At 39.4% G+C, this 17468-nt stretch carries 18 protein-coding genes; all 18 read right to left on the minus strand.

Going from position 1 to position 17468, the window contains the following annotated elements; genetic code table 11:
* Window positions 1-32: 32 nt before the first annotated feature.
* Window positions 33-824, minus strand: a complete 792-nt coding sequence (locus GD002_RS06090) for a 2-keto-4-pentenoate hydratase (protein WP_153731461.1) — start codon at window positions 822-824, stop codon at window positions 33-35.
* Window positions 825-826: 2 nt separating this feature from the next.
* Entirely contained in the window at window positions 827-1846 is a 1020-nt protein-coding gene (gene dmpG, locus GD002_RS06095) for a 4-hydroxy-2-oxovalerate aldolase (protein WP_153731462.1), read from the minus strand.
* A 22-nt stretch (window positions 1847-1868) separates the two neighbouring features.
* Entirely contained in the window at window positions 1869-2753 is an 885-nt protein-coding gene (locus GD002_RS06100; RefSeq protein WP_153731463.1) for an acetaldehyde dehydrogenase (acetylating), read from the minus strand.
* 30 nt (window positions 2754-2783) lie between these two features.
* A complete protein-coding gene (locus GD002_RS06105; RefSeq protein WP_153731464.1) occupies window positions 2784-3563 on the minus strand; it encodes a 2-keto-4-pentenoate hydratase in 780 nt (259 codons plus the stop codon).
* A 65-nt stretch (window positions 3564-3628) separates the two neighbouring features.
* Window positions 3629-5098 (minus strand): aldehyde dehydrogenase, encoded by a 1470-nt coding sequence (locus GD002_RS06110; RefSeq protein WP_153731465.1) that lies wholly within the window; start codon window positions 5096-5098, stop codon window positions 3629-3631.
* A gap of 10 nt (window positions 5099-5108) precedes the next feature.
* Window positions 5109-5555: a RidA family protein gene (locus tag GD002_RS06115; RefSeq protein WP_153731466.1), complete on the minus strand. Its 447-nt coding sequence runs from the start codon at window positions 5553-5555 to the stop codon at window positions 5109-5111.
* Window positions 5552-6562 carry an amidohydrolase family protein gene (locus tag GD002_RS06120; RefSeq protein ID WP_153731467.1) on the minus strand — a complete coding sequence of 337 codons (1011 nt, stop codon included), beginning with the start codon at window positions 6560-6562 and terminating at the stop codon, window positions 5552-5554. Before GD002_RS06120 ends, GD002_RS06115 begins: the two co-directional genes overlap by 4 nt.
* Window positions 6559-7104: a 3-hydroxyanthranilate 3,4-dioxygenase gene (locus GD002_RS06125; protein WP_153731468.1), complete on the minus strand. Its 546-nt coding sequence runs from the start codon at window positions 7102-7104 to the stop codon at window positions 6559-6561. Before GD002_RS06125 ends, GD002_RS06120 begins: the two co-directional genes overlap by 4 nt.
* A 237-nt stretch (window positions 7105-7341) precedes the next feature.
* Entirely contained in the window at window positions 7342-8640 is a 1299-nt protein-coding gene (locus tag GD002_RS06130; RefSeq protein ID WP_153731469.1) for a TRAP transporter large permease, read from the minus strand.
* A 40-nt stretch (window positions 8641-8680) separates the two neighbouring features.
* Window positions 8681-9238 carry a TRAP transporter small permease gene (locus tag GD002_RS06135; protein ID WP_153731470.1) on the minus strand — a complete coding sequence of 186 codons (558 nt, stop codon included), beginning with the start codon at window positions 9236-9238 and terminating at the stop codon, window positions 8681-8683.
* A gap of 11 nt (window positions 9239-9249) precedes the next feature.
* Window positions 9250-10284: a TRAP transporter substrate-binding protein gene (locus GD002_RS06140; RefSeq protein ID WP_194841490.1), complete on the minus strand. Its 1035-nt coding sequence runs from the start codon at window positions 10282-10284 to the stop codon at window positions 9250-9252.
* Between the two features lie 19 nt (window positions 10285-10303).
* Window positions 10304-11221: an alpha/beta hydrolase gene (locus GD002_RS06145; RefSeq protein WP_228548310.1), complete on the minus strand. Its 918-nt coding sequence runs from the start codon at window positions 11219-11221 to the stop codon at window positions 10304-10306.
* A gap of 211 nt (window positions 11222-11432) precedes the next feature.
* A complete protein-coding gene (locus GD002_RS06150) occupies window positions 11433-11789 on the minus strand; it encodes a Na-translocating system protein MpsC family protein (RefSeq protein ID WP_153731472.1) in 357 nt (118 codons plus the stop codon).
* Window positions 11790-12034: 245 nt separating this feature from the next.
* Window positions 12035-12538 carry a flavin reductase family protein gene (locus GD002_RS06155; protein WP_194841491.1) on the minus strand — a complete coding sequence of 168 codons (504 nt, stop codon included), beginning with the start codon at window positions 12536-12538 and terminating at the stop codon, window positions 12035-12037.
* Window positions 12539-12727: 189 nt separating this feature from the next.
* The gene (locus tag GD002_RS06160; protein WP_153731474.1) at window positions 12728-14212 is read right to left on the minus strand and encodes a 4-hydroxyphenylacetate 3-hydroxylase family protein; all 1485 of its coding nucleotides are present in this window, start codon (window positions 14210-14212) and stop codon (window positions 12728-12730) included.
* Between the two features lie 362 nt (window positions 14213-14574).
* A complete protein-coding gene (locus GD002_RS06165; RefSeq protein WP_153731475.1) occupies window positions 14575-15852 on the minus strand; it encodes a TRAP transporter large permease in 1278 nt (425 codons plus the stop codon).
* A complete protein-coding gene (locus GD002_RS06170; RefSeq protein WP_153731476.1) occupies window positions 15849-16334 on the minus strand; it encodes a TRAP transporter small permease in 486 nt (161 codons plus the stop codon). The genes GD002_RS06165 and GD002_RS06170 overlap by 4 nt, the downstream gene beginning before the upstream one ends.
* Window positions 16335-16348: 14 nt before the next feature.
* Complete coding sequence (locus GD002_RS06175) at window positions 16349-17377, minus strand: TRAP transporter substrate-binding protein (protein ID WP_153731477.1); 1029 nt, start codon at window positions 17375-17377, stop codon at window positions 16349-16351.
* Window positions 17378-17468 lie beyond the last annotated feature (91 nt).

Genomic DNA, 17468 nt, shown 5'->3' on the forward strand with positions numbered 1-17468 from the left:
GCTGACGATCAGCGCACTCTCTCTTGTGACGTTTACTTACAAAACATAGAAACACTGCCCAATCCATCAAATTGCGCAATAATGGAATCTCCAGATGTAAATGCAATCGCTTCTGACATCGCGCCACTTAACACGATATCTCCTTTTTTCAATCTTTTACCTCGTTTGCTTAGCTCTTTCACTGACCAAGCGATCGCTTCAGCAGGATGTCCTAGCACAGCAGCACTAGAACCTGTTTGCTCTACTTTTCCATTTTTAGACATCACCATCCCAATGCTTCCCAAATCAATAGACTCAGGCGAAATCCACTTACTGCCGACTACAAACTTTATAGAAGAACAGTTATCCGCTACGACATCGACTAATGTGAATTTAAAATCCTTGTACCGGCTATCGATAACTTCCAAAGCGGGCGCTACGTACTTTGTAGCTTTAATGACATCTTCTGCCGTCACGTCTTCCCCTTCTAAATCAGCACCTAATAAAAATGCTATTTCTGGTTCCACTTTTGGATGGATCAACTCAGAATAATTGACAGGTTCCCATTCTGTTGACAGCATATCTGCGTGTAAATAACCATAGATTGCTTCATCAACTCCCATCATGACTTGCTTGGCCTTACTTGTCAGACCAAGTTTCACACCTACATTTTTCGTTTTATTTTCCATCAATCGACGTTCCAACAAACGATCTTGCAAGCCGTACGCTTCTTCAATTGTTAGCTCAGGATACTTGTCGGTGATTTTAATAACCTCTCGTGCATCACGCTCTGCTGTATATAAATAGTCCACAATTTCTTTTTCACGATCTGTAAGTACTGTCATGTTTATACCCTCACTTTCTCCTTCTTTGCCAATTCAGCGGCCACATCCAGAATCATATCTTCCTGTCCGCCTACCACTTTCATTTTCCCTAGTTCCATTAAGATATCGCGCGGATCCAGACCGAATCTAGCTGCCGCTCGTTCTGAATGTAATAGGAAGCTCGAATATACGCCAGCATAGCCAAGTGCGAGACTGCCTTTTTTAATTTCTTGAGTTCCTGGAATCAACGGCCCTACAATGTCTTCGGCCAAATCCATCATTTTATATAGGTCAATTCCTACATTCATACCCATACGATCCATAACTGCCAGCAACACTTCCGTTTGTGTATTGCCCGCTCCAGCTCCTAAACAGCGCACCGCTCCATCTATACGAGTAGCACCTTCTTCAATTGCAGCAAGTGTATTCGCAACGGCCAATGATAAATTATTGTGCGCATGGAATCCTACTTCGATATCCAATGAACTGCGTAGCGCCTTGATTCGCTCACTTACTTGATGTGGTAACAGTGCACCGGCTGAATCGGTTACATATACGGCTTGGGCTCCGTAACTCTCCATCAATTTAGCTTGTTCTACTAATTTATCTACAGGTACAGAATGCGCCATCATTAAAAATCCTAGCGCTTCCATTCCAAGTTCGCGTGCCTGACTAATATGCTGAGCGGAAACATCTGCCTCTGTTGAGTGAGTTGCTACTCGGACAAGACTCGCTCCTAATTTATGCGCTTGTTTTAGTTCACTCATCGTACCGATACCTGGTATCAACAAAACTGCTACCTTTGAATTTGTACATTCATCGACGGCTGCTTCAATCAATTCCATTTCATTGACCAATGACTTTCCATACTGCACAGTGGAACCGCCCAGTCCGTCTCCATGACTTACTTCTATATAATGCATACCTGCATCATCTAACGCACGAGTCACATTTCGTACTTGTTCAACAGTGAATTGATGCGCTACGGTATGGCTTCCATCACGTAAACATACTTCTGTAATTTTAATTGGCTTCTTTGTCATGTACGTTACTCCTTTCCACTCATTAGATGAGAGATTTTTTCGCCAACATCGACCGTGCAAAATCTTCCGCTACACGCGTTGCTGCCGCTGTCATAATATCAAGATTTCCTGCGTACTCTGGGAAATAATCGCCAGCCCCTTCGACTTCCACAAAGACTGTGACCACATTGCCTTCAAAAAGCGGCGCTTGCTTTAAGCGATAACCAGGTACATATTCCTTCACCTTTTCCACCATGTTTTCAATGGATTCCTGAATTGCTTTTTCATTCATATTCTTTACTTCACAATAAATCGTATCACGCATTAAGATTGGGGGATCGGCTGGATTTAAAATGATCAGTGCTTTACCTTTATCCGCCCCACCCACTTCTTCGATTCCTCTGCGGGTCGTAATCGTAAATTCATCGATATTTGCACGAGTACCTGGACCTGCACTCAAACTCGAAATTGTTGCTACGATTTCTCCATATGTAACGTCTGCCACTTTATTGATAGCATTTACAATCGGAATCGTCGCCTGTCCGCCACACGTGATCATATTGACATTATCTAGCTCGCGAGAATTTTCATCAGAGCTTACAGCCGGGGAGAAAAATGGCCCGATAGCTGCTGGCGTCAAATCAATTGCCAGTTTCCCTAATTTCTTCAGTACTTCCGCATGGTGAATATGCGCTTTTGCAGAAGTTGCATCAAATACGATATCCGCTAGTTCAGGATGATCGATAATAGCTTGAATACCAGTAGAGAAAGCTTGATACCCTCTCTCTTTCGCTCGCTTCAGTCCGTCAGATTCCGGTTCAATTCCAATAACAGCGGTTAACTCTATGACGTCGCTACGTTCAAGTTTATACATTAGATCGGTTCCAATGTTTCCAGAACCAATGATGGCTGCTTTTATTTTCTCCATCGTCATGCTCCCTTCTTTATGATTTGACTATCATTCAAAATGCACGGTTACTGAGCCGACAGGGCCAAAATCTGCCGTAATCGTATCTCCTGCTTCCACAACAACTGCTCCGGACAATGCACCCGGCAAGATCAATTCATCTTTTTTCAATGTGATGCCAAATTCATGCAGTTTATTCGCAAGCCAAGCAACAGCATGTGCTGGATGACCAAGTGCAGCTGCCCCTGCGCCTGTCGCGATCAACTCTTCATTTTTATAAAGCACCATACTATTTGTACGCAAATCTAGCGTTTCGAGCGTAGACTGCTTATCGCCAACTACCACTTTTGCACTCGATCCGTTATCTGCAACCGTATCAATCAGTTTGATGTTCCAATCTGATACACGACTATCAATGACTTCAATAGTAGGTACGACATATTTCGTAGCCATCATGACATCTAGAAACGTTACATTTGGACCTACTAAGTCTTCAGATAATACAAAACCAATTTCTGCTTCTACTTTCGGTGACACCATCGTATCTACTTTAATGGAAGCTTCATTTTTCAGTTCCATATCATCATATAAATGTCCATAATCCGGCTCATCTACATTTAGCATCTTTTGCATAGCTACGCTTGTGAGACCTACTTTTTTTCCAATAACCGTTCTTCCTTCAGCCAATTTTCGTTTCACCATTTCCAACTGTATATAATAAGCATCTTCCACTGTTAATGAACTATCTCTATCAGTCAAAGGTGCAATTCCTTTGCACGTTTTCTCTGCTTCCAATAGTTCTGATGCATAATTTTCAATTTTAGTAGACACGGTACTCCATCCTCCTGCGTGAAAACAACAAAAGGCGGGCGCAATGCCACCTTTCGCTGTTCGTTTTATTTTTTAATCGTAATGGTCTTCGCTTCTGTATAGAAATCAAAGCTATGACGGCCGCCTTCTCTTCCAATACCACTTGCTTTCGCTCCTCCAAAAGGAGTGCGTAAGTCACGGACATACCAACAGTTTACCCATAATAAACCAGAGTGTACTTGAGAGGTTACACGCTGACCGCGTCGCAGATCATTTGTCCAGACCACCCCAGCCAATCCATAGATCGAATCATTCGCAATATCGATTGCTTCTTCTTCTGTTTTGAAAGGAATGATTACAGGCACCGGTCCGAAAATCTCTTCCTGTGCCACTCGCATTTTATTGTGTACATCATATAAAACGGTCGGTTCATAGAAATTCCCTTCCGGTAAGCTGTCTACCATTTTACCGCCATAGGCAAGTTTCGCCCCTTCATCGAGTCCGATTTGCACATAGTCTGCCACTTCTTTCAGATGGCTTTTGGATACAAGTGCGCCCATGTCTGTCGATTCATCCGTAGGGTCACCGACTTTAATGTTTTTCACTGCCGCAACAAATTTTTCAAGGAATTTCTCGTAAATCCCTTCCTGTACAAGAATTCTTGAACCTGCAAGACAAATTTCGCCTTGATTGCGGAATATCGCTTCGATGGATCCTTCAACTGCTTCATCCAGATCCGCATCTTCAAATACGATATTTGCCGACTTCCCACCTAGTTCCAATGAAACTGGTGTCAGATTTTCCGCCGCATTTCGCATGACCGTCTTTCCGGTCTCGGATTCACCTACAAACGAAATCCGCTGAACATATGGATGCTTTGCCATCACAGTTCCAACTGTACTTCCAGGACCTGTGATGATGTTCAAAACGCCTGGAGGTAAGCCAGCTTCATTTGCAATTTCTCCAAGCAAAACAGCACTTAAAGGGGTATCGGAAGCTGGTTTAATTACCACAGTATTTCCTGCCGCTAATGCTGCTGAAGCCTTCCAAGTCATTTGCATGAACGGAAGATTCCAAGGAATGATTAAGCTGGTGACACCTGCTGGAGCATATTGGACATAAGACATGTGGTTGGCCATATCATAATGTTCATGCACCATATACTTCGCCATCTCAGCAAAGAAACGGAAGTTTGATGCAGCACGTGGAATATCGAACTCGCGGCTTTCACGAATTGGTTTTCCAACATCTAACGTTTCTACATACGCAAGTTCATCAACTTTTTCTAGAATTAAATCAGCCATACGGCACAATATTTCCGAACGTTTCTCGACCGGCATATTGCTCCATACTCCACTTGTGAAGGCTTTGTGTGCAGCCTCGATCGCACGGTTGGCGTCTTCCTCTCCACCTTTAGCTACTGTAGCAAGCTTCTGGTTAGTTGCAGGATTTATCGTATCAAAGGTTTCCCCTGCAATTGCATCTACGTATTTTCCATCAATAAATAGTTTTGCATCTTGGACGGTCGTATTGTCCGCTACTAATTCTTTAGCCACGATATTCCTCCTAATCCTCGATCTCGATGATCATCTCAATTTCAATTGCTGTATTGTTAGGGAGTTGAGACATTCCAACTGCCGATCTTCCATGCTTACCTTTTTCACCAAACACTTTCCCGATTAAATCGGAAGCACCATTCATTACTTTCGGCTGATCTGTGAAATCTTCTGTGCTGTTGACCATACCCAGAACCTTCACGAATTGCTTCACTTTGCTCAGCTCACCGATTTCTTCTTTTACTACACTGATCAAGTTCAGCATCGATTGCTGAGCTGCCAAGTATCCTTCTTCCACAGTCAAATCTCTTCCTAATTTGCCATGATACTGATCTACACCCTGTCCCGCTGTGAACAATAGATTACCTGTGCGGACACACCGAACATAATCTCCAAGTGAAGGGCGTAGAGGGGGTAACTCCAACCCTAATTCTTTCAATCTTTCCTCAGGTGTCATTTTTTCATCTCTTCCTTTACTGATATGTTTAAGAATTCCAGTGCGTTTCCACCAAGAATCGCCTGTCTTTGATCATCAGTTAAATTCACTGTGTCATCAACTACTTTTCCTGGCGGGATTTCACGCAATAAGAATGGATAGTCAGAACCCATTACAATTTTTTCATGACCGAAACGATCAATCATATAATTAAGATTCAATGGATCATAATTCAATGAATCAAAGTAGAAATTCTTAGCGTAATAGCTAGGTGGTTCTGTCGTTTGTCTCAAATGCGGCCAAACCTTCCAGCCTTGATCCAATCGTGGCAAGATATAAGGGAAGGAGCCTCCACCATGCGCAAAGCATACTTTAAGCTTCGGAAACTTTTCCATTACACCGCCGTTGATCAGGCTTGCTGCTGCTAAAGCTGTTTCACTTGGCATTCCGACTGTATACATAAAGTTATGACGCGGCATTCTTTCCTTGCCAAGTGTTTCCCATGGATGAACGAACAAAGGAACTTCCCATTTTTCGGCCATTTCAAAGAACTTTGTAAAATCGGGATCATCCAAGTTCTTACCATTAATATTCGTTCCAATTTCAATTCCTTTTAAGCCCAGTTCCTTGACGCATCTTTCCATTTCACGAATAGAGACTTCAACGTCTTGCAATGGGACGGTCCCTAATCCAATAAAACGATCGGGATACTGTTTTACAGTATCCGCGATAAAGTCATTTTGGATTTTAGACATTTCTTCCGCTTGCTCTCCGTCAGCCCAGTAAGAAAATGTCACTGGAATGGGAGACAGCACTTGAATATCTACACCTTCCGCATCCATATCTTCAATGCGTTTTTCAGGGCTCCACACTTGATCTGTTACCTCACGAAACACTTTGCCTTCAACCATGATATTTGCTCCGCATGAACACGTTTTTTCTAAAGTCGGCCAGCGTCCGCCACCGAACTTCTCCACAAAGTCAGGGATATTTTCAGGAATGATATGTGTATGGAAGTCTACTCTCATTTCCACAACCCTACTTCTTCAGGCATTACGTGACCGCAGTTATTACATGTACGAAGTTCTTCACTGCTATTGAACTCTTCAATTGCACCTTTGACTTGCGTCTCGATATTCGTCAATTGAACTGTTTTTTTGTGCATTTGTTGGTCACAGTTTTCACAGAACCAAACAAAATCTTCTAGTTCACCTTGATCCCGTTTACGCTCGATTACAAGTCCGTACGTATCAGCAATACGATGCGGGGAGTGCGGCATCATAGCTGGAAGCATGAATACTTCTCCTTCTTTCACTTCTACCACTTCACGCTTTCCTTCAAAGTTGATTACTTCTACAAAGCAGCTACCTTTAATTTGATAGAAAAACTCTTCAGAAGGGTCCACATGAAAATCACGTCGTCTATTTGGCCCGCCTAAAATCATACAAATAAATTCTGAGTCTTCCCATAAAACTTTGTTATTGACTGGTGGTTTTAACTCGTTTTTATTGTCCTCGATCCACTGTAATAGGTTAAACGCCTTTAAAGTTTTGATTGTTGAAGTTGTCATTTGAAACCCTCCATTATTTTAGTTTGTAGTATTTTCTTGCTAGATGATGTCGGTATTTATGTGTCATCTGATTTCAGAATTACAATAAACTCACACCATCTTTTACTCTACTAGCTGTACTCTTACTATAAATGAAAACGCATACATGATTCTATATTGATATTTCACAATATGAAATAGTTGGAATCTTTTTAATAGAATATTTTTAATTCCCAGTAAATGTTTTTGCAAAATAAATTACATTTTGTTTGGTAAATAAAGAACGATTTCTGGGAACAATATAATGAGTATTAAACCTATCACTAACGGAATCACAAATATAAGAGATCCCTTGATAATATCTGACAATTTAGCATCTGGTAACACTGACTTTAATACGAATATATTAAAACCTACTGGTGGAGTTATTGCTGCAATTTCCACATTAATTGTTACCATAATTCCAAACCAGACTGGATGGTAACCTAGTGCCATCACCGTAGGGAAGAAGATTGGTATAATAATTACTAAAATACTCATTGGATCTAAAAACATTCCTAAAATGACTAATAGTATATTGATTAATACAAGGATCATCCATGGTTCTAAATCAAATCCTAATAACATTTCAGCCATTCCTTGTGGTATACCCAAACGATTTAAAATAAAAGAACTAAACATCCCACCTATAATTAGGAAAAGAAACATTCCCGTTGTATGGACAGTATTTATGAATATTTGCTTAAAATTCTTTCTCGAAAAGTACCCCATTACCGCAACAATTACAAATGCTACTGCCGCTCCTACTGCCGCGGACTCGGTTGGTGTAGTCACGCCTGTGTAAATAGAGCCCATGACCAAAATCACTAAAACTAGAATAGGTAAGACAGATCGCAATGAGACGAAACGATCTTTCCAACTACTTTTCGTCTTTTGAACAGGAGCCAAACTTGGATTACGTAGAATCATTACGAGAATTGTCAAACATAATAGTCCCGCAATCATCAAGCCTGGTAAAAATCCTGCAATAAATAAATCTCCTATTGATGTCTCCGTGATCACTCCGTACATAATTAAAGCAACGCTGGGTGGAATTAAAATCCCTAGTGTACCTCCAGCTGCTGTCGAACCATATGCAAGTTTCGGATCATAATCATTTTTAATCATCTCTGGTACTGCCATTCTACCTACAGTTGCTGCTGTCACTGGACTCGAACCACAAACTGCTGAGAAACCAGTACTAGTCAAAATTGTTCCCATTGCTAAAGCCCCAGGTACACGTCCGAGCCATAATTGTGTTGTACGAAATAACTGTGAACCGATTGGAGAAGCAGAAATAATTTCAGACATTAGTATAAACAACGGAACCACCACTAAGATAAAGCTACTGGATTGCGCAAAGGTAATAGTCGCCAATTGACTCAATACTTTAGGTGAAAAAAATATTAACACGCCAAGAGTTCCTACTAATCCCATAGAAACAGCAACTGGCAATCCGACAGATAAAAAGATCATCAATACAACAATAAAAGCTAAAAACAATAGAAATGACTCCAACCTACTCACTCCAATCTATAATCACTTCAACCAATGGTGTTTAATCTAAATTGATATGTTGAGGCTTTTCAACAACATTCCGTTCTCGATAAAAAGTGAGTATTAAACAAATTAATGACGTTATCACAAATTGCGCTGTTCCAATGGGAGCAATCACGTAAACATATTTCATTGGTACTTCAATTACTATTGGAAAAATACTATTATTGGCAAATACTTGTATAGTTGGCATAAGTACTTGCCAAAACAGAATAATCCCGTAAATAATCGTTAAACCGTATGCAATTTGTTTACATATCCATTGCATAGTTGGAGACAATTTGGATGTAACCATATCTGTAGAGACATGTGCTCCACTTTGTAATGCGGGAGCAAGTGACAAAAAAAACACATAGACTAATAGGAACCTAGAGATATCTAACGCCCAAGTTGTCGGTTCATTAAAGAAATAGCGCCGTATCACCTCTTGGACAATAATAATAACTAGTAATATAATCATTATTGCTGCCAAAGCTATAAAAATACTATTTATTTTTTTCATACTACGCTCTAGAACGCCAATAAATTTAGGCTCCATTTTAGCATCAATATTGTTCATATAAATCACTCCTATTCATCGTTTTTTAATACTTCAAGGAGTTTTTGTCCGTCCTCTCCAGCAGTTTTTGCAATTTCATCCCACACACTTCGGAATATTTTCTGGAAAGCTTCTTGTTCATTACTTGATAGGCTGTATATTTCTGCGCCTTCTTTTTCCATGTTCTCAATAGCTTCTTGTTCTTTTTGACTTAAATCACTATAAGTTGCTTCGCCTACTTGTTTTGATACTTTTTCAATAATCTCTTGATCTTCCGGAGTGATCTCATCCCAAATATCTTGATTCACCACATATGGAATGACATTAGAAGACGATCCTAATGAAACCATTTTTGGTGTAACTTCATATAATTTTTGTGAATTCGCTAAGCTGACTGCTTGTATAGTTGAATCTACAGTTCCATTTTGCAGGGCTAAGTATAACTCACTTGGATCCATACTAACTGGAGATGCACCAAGTCTTTGAATTTGCTCACTTTGCCAGCGTCCAGCAGTTCTCATCTTCAAGTCTTTAAACTGATCTACTTCTTTAAGCATTTTTTTATTGTGTAGTGCCAAAACATCTGTTGAACCTGGAGACCAAAATAACAATTTAAGATTTTCTTGTGCTAAAATATCACTTAGTAATAATGTTACTTCTTCGTATTGTGATTTGAATTGTTCTTCTTTTTGGAACGTTCCAAGTACCTCCAATAAACCCATTGCAGGTATTTCACCTGAAATTGCTCCTGCTGATAATACTCCTGCATCTACAGAGCCATTTCTCACAGCATCCATTGTGTCAAATAAAGATACTAAAGAAGCTGAGTAGTGCGGGTTGAAAACTACTCTTCCTTCTGTTTCTTCCTCTACAAGTTCAGCCCACTTTATAAATGACTGACTGAATGCATCATTTTCTGTATAAAATAATGACATATCAATGGATATTTTATCGTCCTCATCTTTTTTCCCCGACTCTCCGTTTCCATCTGAAGAACAAGCTGTTAACAATGCGACCGTACATAACATAACGAAAACCACTAATTTATTTAAACTAAATTTTCTCATACTATTCTTCCTCCTTTTTCTAATGAACATCTTTAATTTGAAGATTTTCTGTTTTAGCTATTGAAATAATTTGTCGTCTTGAGAAGTTCCCATTACACGTCTGCCTATTTATTTTATTTAAAAAAGAAATAATTTTAGGGTAAATTATATTGTTCGGGTAATCTTCCACTCCTCCACCTATAATTCCAGGTAAATAGTTGAACCAAAAATGACCTATATCTTCAATTTCCGTTAACTCTACATCAATATTTGCTTCTCTTAACTTCTCAAAAAAATTTTTAGACTGGAAAGCGTTAACAATCTTATCTTCTTTCCCCGTTACCAAATAAAAGCTTGTGTCAAATGTCGGTGTCGCAATTGCTTCATCGATATAAGAAACAGGAGAAGCCTCCTTGAAAGCCCTTTCATTACCTCGAAACGTTACGCCCAGTAATCGTTCGAACATTTGGATCTTTCGTTCCGCGTTTAAACTCTTGCATTCCAAAACTAAATCATACGGCCCGTATACTCCTACAACTGCACATATTCTATAACTAAATGGCCGATTTTTAAGAGAAAATAGTGCCGCTAAATACGCTCCAGCTGAATCACCAATGATGCTAATGCGACTAACATCTATATTTAATCGATTTGAATGTAATACCAGCCAGTTCATTGCTTCTTCTATATCCTCTAGTACTGTGGGATAACTAGCATAACGAGGTGTAGCCAAACGATAATTAATAGCCATCACAAAATAGTTTTCTCGCGCCAATAACTCTCCCCATTCTGTATACATTTCCTTAGATCCCGTTTGAAATGCACCACCGTGAATTAAAACAAGTACTGGTAAATTTCCTGAATCAGTTGTCATCCTATACGTATCAGCAGTTAGATACTCCTTTTCAGTTTTTCCATAGACAATATTTTTCTCAATAATGACATTCTCTTGAATCATTTATCTCTCCTCCTGAAACGAAAAAGCACGTAAAAAAACCACAGCTGTACAGACCCTCTCAAAAGAGCGGTATCTCAACAGCTATGGTTTGTCTTCTTTTAAAGACCACCCAATGCTTAATCTTAGTAAGTACGCAGGAACACTGAGCACCTTTTGTAGTTCTAAATATATCAAATAGTTGAACTATTGTAAATAAAAATTTTAAATATTGTTAAAATAATTTATTATTTAGGACAAGAACTGCAACTGCCGAGTCGTTATCAAAATCCCACGACTCATAGTTTTCTATAACTTCACAGCCTAAAAAGTCTTTAAAGGCCGTCATTCTAGCGTCTTTATTTAAGTCTAGAAACATTCTCCTTGCCTCTGTTACCAATCGCCTGCCTTCTGGATTTTTTATTAATTCCTTTTCACGCTCCGTTAGAATTCCGCGAATAAAATAGACGATTGTATCTCCAGCCACACGTACTTCTGTTCTTCTTGGTCCTTTTCCACCTACATCTTTCACATAATGGTTAACAAAGTTTAGGAATTCTAATTCGAAAATATTTGGGTCTTTATATTTCATTGACGATAACCTCCTATATATACCAAGTCATGTAAAGGCAACTATTCTTTTGATATACTCCATATCTTGCGCCTTTATATCGCTATTATAATACAAGATAGTAATTAAGTATTTAGATTTTTTTAAAAAATAGATACTCATAAAGCAACAAAAAATAGGCAATACAGACTGATTAGATAGCTGTCTGTATTGCCTATTTTAATTACATGACTAAATAACACGAAATGGCGAATTCATTCTGTCTTTTAATTCACTGAATAAAACTCCGCGGGTATAGAACCAAACACTCTACGGTGATACAGCATAGGATCTTTGGTACTATCCACCTTTAAGTCCACTACTTCCCCTATTAACACCGTATGATCTCCTGCTTCTACCGCTTTAAACGTCTTACATTCAAATACGCCAAAAGCTCCTTCGATAATAGGTAGTCCATTTTCTGATAAACTCCATTCACACGTACTAAAACGGTCTTCATGCTTACTCGCAAATGTGGAGCAAAGTTCTGATTGTTCTCCAGCCAATACATGCACTGCAAACTTTCCTCCTTCTGTAAACTCTTTCAATGAAGACACTCTATGATCAATTGACCACAATAACATTAATGGATCAAGAGAAACAGATGCAAATGAGTTAACAGTCAACCCAACCGGCACACCGTCTCCTGTCATCGTTGTAACAATCGTTACACCTGTCGGATAATTCCCCATAATATCTTTAAAGACTTGCTGTTTTTCTTCTTTATTCATCATTATCTCTCCCTAAAAAATATTCTTTTTATATCAATACATAAAAATTATAGCATACGCTAGTAACTACTTCATAATATCTAACTGCTAAGTTGACTGTCTATATCTACTGTATCAAAACAATAGAGGAAAAAGCATTATCAAAGTAAAATCATCTTACCTGATAATGCTTTTTTACTTATGATCAAATTAATTCGCTACGGTATCTTTTGCCATATCCAATGAATCTTTTAATGCTTTGTCTACCATATCATACGATGGATTATTACGTTTATGCGTATTATAGAACATACCCAATTTACGTACTGGATCCCCGGAATAGTAACGCTCATATTGAACAAGACGTTGACCGAATGCTTCTCCACATAAGTCCCAAGCTAGCTTAAAGAGACGTACACGTTGCTCAGAGGATACACCTGAACGTCCGCCATAGTATTTCTCCATATCCTCCGCTGTTTCAGGATTTGCAAAATCTGCTCCCGTCGGAGACATTAACAATCCACCAGCTCCAATCGTCTGCAAAATTTCCATTGCACGCGGATAAAGTGTCGGCAGGATTCCACGAATCGTTTCTAAAGGTACGATGGCAGGAAGCGCCTCACCGTATGGCGTCATGACATACTCCTGTTCCGCTACACGCACTAGCGCACGAATCGTCTCGACTCCTTGAATCAGTTCAGATAATTGATTTTGTACGTTTAGGAATCCATCGACTCCTACTGCATCTGCAACTGCGCACGTAACTTCCGTTGCAAATGAAATCTTCGTTAGGCCACGTACAGCTGACTGATGTGAAGGCTGCAGATTGATACCTGTTTTAGGATATAGCAAGTTTCCAGCTTCCACATTTTGATTGATGAATACACGATCCCAAGGTACAAGTACATCATGGAACACAAGAACTGCATCCATTTCTTCAAAGCGGCTCGCAAGTGGGTGGTCCCATGTAGAACGCTCGCCATTTTGTGTTTCTTCTCGGCAATACATCCGAAGTCCCGGAGTGTCGATTGGAACAGCAAATGAAATGGCATACCTTTCATCACCAGGTTTGAAGCTTGGGTACGAATAGATAATGACTTCATCCGTTACGGGTGCAAGTGTTGCCAGCATCTTAGAACCACGAACGATCAAGCCCTCTTCCGTTTCACGTACAACTCCCAAATGCATGAATTCATCATCTTGTTCACTAGAAGCTTTACTACGGTCATTCTGTGGATTGATGATCGCATGTGTCAAGAATAAATCATTATCGCGAATATATTTATAGTAGTTTACGATATTATCTCCCCAACGTTCGCCATACTGTCTAAAGAACCAATCATTGGACGCCATCGCTGTAACAACCGTTGCTAAGAAATCCGGAGTACGCCCCATCAGACCAAATGTTGCTTCCGCCCATACTTCGAAAACTCGTCTACGCGCTTGTAGATCTTCTCCGCTTCTTGGGATTAGAAATGAATTATTCACTCTCTCTCCTGTTTCCTCACATATATGTGTAATCTCTTCTTGATACTTTGGATCATGCTGCATATCATAAAGTTTGGCCATTTCTTTAATAGGTTGTCTGAAGACCGGCTCGTCTGCTAAGTTCGTAATACGGCGACCTCCTAAATATACTTCTGGCTGACGTGACTGGACCGCTTTGATGTAATCTGCACCTGTTCTAATACCCATTGTGTATTCCTCCTGTATGTTGATAGTATATTGATTATTTCTCATTGATTTGTGAAAGTGGCAAGAGCTGAATTTGTAAGCCCTTTCATTCTTGTTTTTTAAAAAACCTTACTAGGAATCAATAGCTGTCATTTATCATCTCTTGGCGCTTTCACTTCAATTAACTTACTTGTAATATACCGAATCTATATTTTTGTCACAATATTCATATTTCACGATGTGAAATTGTGAGAATATTTCACAAAAAAATGAAAAGATTGCATAGATATTCTCTTTATTTCCGGATGCAGACACTATCACAAAAAAAGAAAGACTGCAGACTTCCTCCATAATTTCGGAGTTCGTCTACAGTCTGAAATGCGTTACTCTTTATACAGGCTTGGAATCCATAAAGCAGCATCTTCCCAATACGTTAGGATGAGCAACACGAGGATCGCCATAGCCAAGAAGGGCATAATGGCTTTAATAAGATCTTCAAATTTCACCTTGGCTATGGACGATACAATAAATAGTCCTGTACCAACTGGTGGTGTAAGAAGACCAATTGTTAAGTTAATACAAACGATCACTCCAAAATGCACGGGATCTATCTGGTACGTAGCAAGCAGTGGGAGCATAACAGGTATTAAAATAATCAATGCTGCAATTCCATCTAATACTGTACCGATCAAAAGTAAGAAGATATTTACTAAAAGTAAGAAGATTAATGGATTCTCTGAAAGTCCAAGCATGGAGTTAGCGACCAATTGAGGTATTTGCTCGTATGCAATAATGAAACCAAATAAATTGGCAGTGACGATCAAAAATGAAATCGTTGCTGTATTTACAACCGTATTCACTAAGATTTCCGGCATATCTTTCAATTTCAACTCACGATACGACAATCCAATGACAAATGCAATCACACAGGCAATCGCAGCCGATTCAGTCGGTGTAAAAACACCACCAAGTATTCCGAAAATGATGGTAAAAGGTATTAACATTGCAGGTAGTACCCGTAAGAATGATTTCACGATCATTTGGAAAGTAGCTTTTTCACTTTTAGGGAATTGTTGTCTTTTATTCATAATGCCAATGACAATAATGAAACCAACTCCTAATAAAATACCTGGAATCACTCCAGCCATAAACAAATCTGCAATCGAAGCACCCGTTAGTGTCCCATAAATGATAAATAACATACTAGGTGGAATAACGGGCGCTACAATAGAAGATGCCAATGTAATCGCTGCTGAGAAGTCACGTCGATACCCTTCCTTTTCCATTTCAGGAACCATAACTTTACTCATCATCGCAGCCTGCGCATTGGCAGAGCCTAATATCGAGGCCAAAAACATATTTGCGATGACCGTTACGTATGCCAATCCGCCACGATAATGCCCGATCAACACTCGAGCAAACGACACGAGACGAGTCGTAATCCCTCCGCCATTCATCAACTCGCCTGCCAACATAAACAATGGAATAGCTAAAAGACCAAAATTATCAATTCCCGAAAACATCTTCTGAGGTGCTGAACTCATTAGCGTCGTTAAATCACTAAGGAGCAAATAACAAATGGACGTGATGGCCAGTACTAATGAAATCGGAATACCAATCACCAAAAACAATATAAATAATGCAATGACAATGAAAATCATGTCGTTTGCCCCCCTTGTTCTTTTGTCTTAAACAAGTTTACAAGGTGGGTTAATAAATGAATGAATGCAAAACTTAAACCTACTGGAACCGAGGCATATGGAATCCACATCGGAATTCGCATGGAAGATGAGGTTTGATGGGTAACGGATAACAACCATTGATAACTCAAATATAGTAAGATTCCAATAAACACTAGAATAATAATATAAGAAACCATTTCTAAATATCTTTTACCTCTATCCGAAAAACGATCGACCAAAAAGGTAACAGAAGCTTGGGACTTATACTTAAGCCCCAAACTCCCTCCGATAAATGTAATCCATGCCATTATGAAAATACTCGCTTCATTCGCCCAAAATATTGGTGCATTTAAAAAGTAGCGGAACACTACAGCGGCTGCGATAATAATCGTCATCGCAGCGATCAAGATCATCGCTATAAACTTTTCTAACGTTTCTATCCAGCTGCTCAGCTTATTCATACAGCGTACTCCTCCTATTTACGGAACGTTTCAATAAACTCACTAATTAATGGATCTTTCGCTTTGTATTGCTCATCATATTGTTCTTTGAATGGCTTGAACAAAGACTCGTCCATTTCATACAATTCCATTCCTCTGTTTTTCAACGTGTTCATATATTCTTCTTCCAAAGAAGCACGTTTCATCGTTCCATATTCAGAAGCTGCAGCCATTGCTTCTTCAATAATCTTTTGATCTTCTTCTGGCATTGCATCAAACTTTTTACCACTTGCAATCATGACAGATGGCCATACCATATGATTCGTCAATGCACCAAATCCTGTTACTTCATTAAAATTGGATGTAACCGCAGCATCCAAATCCATTTCCATCCCATCAATAACACCTGTTTGTGCAGCTTGGTATACATCCGGAAGCGAGATTGACTCTGGATTAGCTCCTAATAATCGGTACCAATCTTGCAAGGCAGGACTTGGTGTTACTCGCAATGTGAGTCCCTTCATGTCTGCAGGCGTTTCCACTTTCTCTCTGAACATCATCGTGCGATTTCCGGAAAAGAAGTAGTTTTTCGCACGTAAACCTTGATCATCCAGCGTAGCTAAGATTTTCTTCGCAACATCTGAATCTTTTGCTTCGAAAGCAGCTTCGTAAGAATCAAATAGGTACGGTGCAAACCAAGCACTGAACGCATCTGATCTAGATGTTAAAAATGCAGTTGTAATAAATCCGAAATCCAATGAACCAGTCTCAAGCTGTTGAACCATATCAGGCTCTCCACCGAGTTGTCCACCTGGATATAATTCCATTTTCATACGGCCGTCTGAACGTTCTTCTAGTTCTTCAGCAAACTTTTGCGCCGTTTCGTTCCAAATATGATCAGGCGGCGCAATATGAGCAAGTTTAAAGTTATACGTCTGTCCAGCGTCTCCATCTTTACCGGAATTGTCTGCATTCGCTTCATCACTGTCTTTACCGCATGCGCTTAAGAATAATGCTGCTACTATCGTCATAATGAAAAAATACAATTCTCGTTTTTTTATCATGTATAGACTCCCCTTTTCTTTTCTCTTTACAAATAAATTTAATATTCCGTAAATTGTTATCGAAAATTTACTGAAAATTAATGGAATTTAA

Source organism: Sporosarcina obsidiansis, from assembly GCF_009651005.1.
Classification (GTDB): Bacteria; Bacillota; Bacilli; order Bacillales_A; family Planococcaceae; genus Sporosarcina; species Sporosarcina obsidiansis.

Excerpts from the sequence above, each read along its gene's own strand:
- GD002_RS06090 (WP_153731461.1), bottom strand. The coding sequence starts at position 824 with ATGACAGTACTTACAGATCGTGAAAAAGAAATTGTGGACTATTTATAT.
- dmpG (WP_153731462.1), bottom strand. The coding sequence starts at position 1,846 with ATGACAAAGAAGCCAATTAAAATTACAGAAGTATGTTTACGTGATGGA.
- GD002_RS06100 (WP_153731463.1), bottom strand. The coding sequence starts at position 2,753 with ATGGAGAAAATAAAAGCAGCCATCATTGGTTCTGGAAACATTGGAACC.
- GD002_RS06115 (WP_153731466.1), bottom strand. The coding sequence starts at position 5,555 with ATGACACCTGAGGAAAGATTGAAAGAATTAGGGTTGGAGTTACCCCCT.
- GD002_RS06120 (WP_153731467.1), bottom strand. The coding sequence starts at position 6,562 with ATGAGAGTAGACTTCCATACACATATCATTCCTGAAAATATCCCTGAC.
- GD002_RS06125 (WP_153731468.1), bottom strand. The coding sequence starts at position 7,104 with ATGACAACTTCAACAATCAAAACTTTAAAGGCGTTTAACCTATTACAG.
- GD002_RS06135 (WP_153731470.1), bottom strand. The coding sequence starts at position 9,238 with ATGAACAATATTGATGCTAAAATGGAGCCTAAATTTATTGGCGTTCTA.
- GD002_RS06140 (WP_194841490.1), bottom strand. The coding sequence starts at position 10,284 with ATGAGAAAATTTAGTTTAAATAAATTAGTGGTTTTCGTTATGTTATGT.
- GD002_RS06145 (WP_228548310.1), bottom strand. The coding sequence starts at position 11,221 with ATGATTCAAGAGAATGTCATTATTGAGAAAAATATTGTCTATGGAAAA.
- GD002_RS06150 (WP_153731472.1), bottom strand. The coding sequence starts at position 11,789 with ATGAAATATAAAGACCCAAATATTTTCGAATTAGAATTCCTAAACTTT.
- GD002_RS06155 (WP_194841491.1), bottom strand. The coding sequence starts at position 12,538 with ATGAATAAAGAAGAAAAACAGCAAGTCTTTAAAGATATTATGGGGAAT.
- GD002_RS06160 (WP_153731474.1), bottom strand. The coding sequence starts at position 14,212 with ATGGGTATTAGAACAGGTGCAGATTACATCAAAGCGGTCCAGTCACGT.
- GD002_RS06165 (WP_153731475.1), bottom strand. The coding sequence starts at position 15,852 with ATGATTTTCATTGTCATTGCATTATTTATATTGTTTTTGGTGATTGGT.
- GD002_RS06170 (WP_153731476.1), bottom strand. The coding sequence starts at position 16,334 with ATGAATAAGCTGAGCAGCTGGATAGAAACGTTAGAAAAGTTTATAGCG.
- GD002_RS06175 (WP_153731477.1), bottom strand. The coding sequence starts at position 17,377 with ATGATAAAAAAACGAGAATTGTATTTTTTCATTATGACGATAGTAGCA.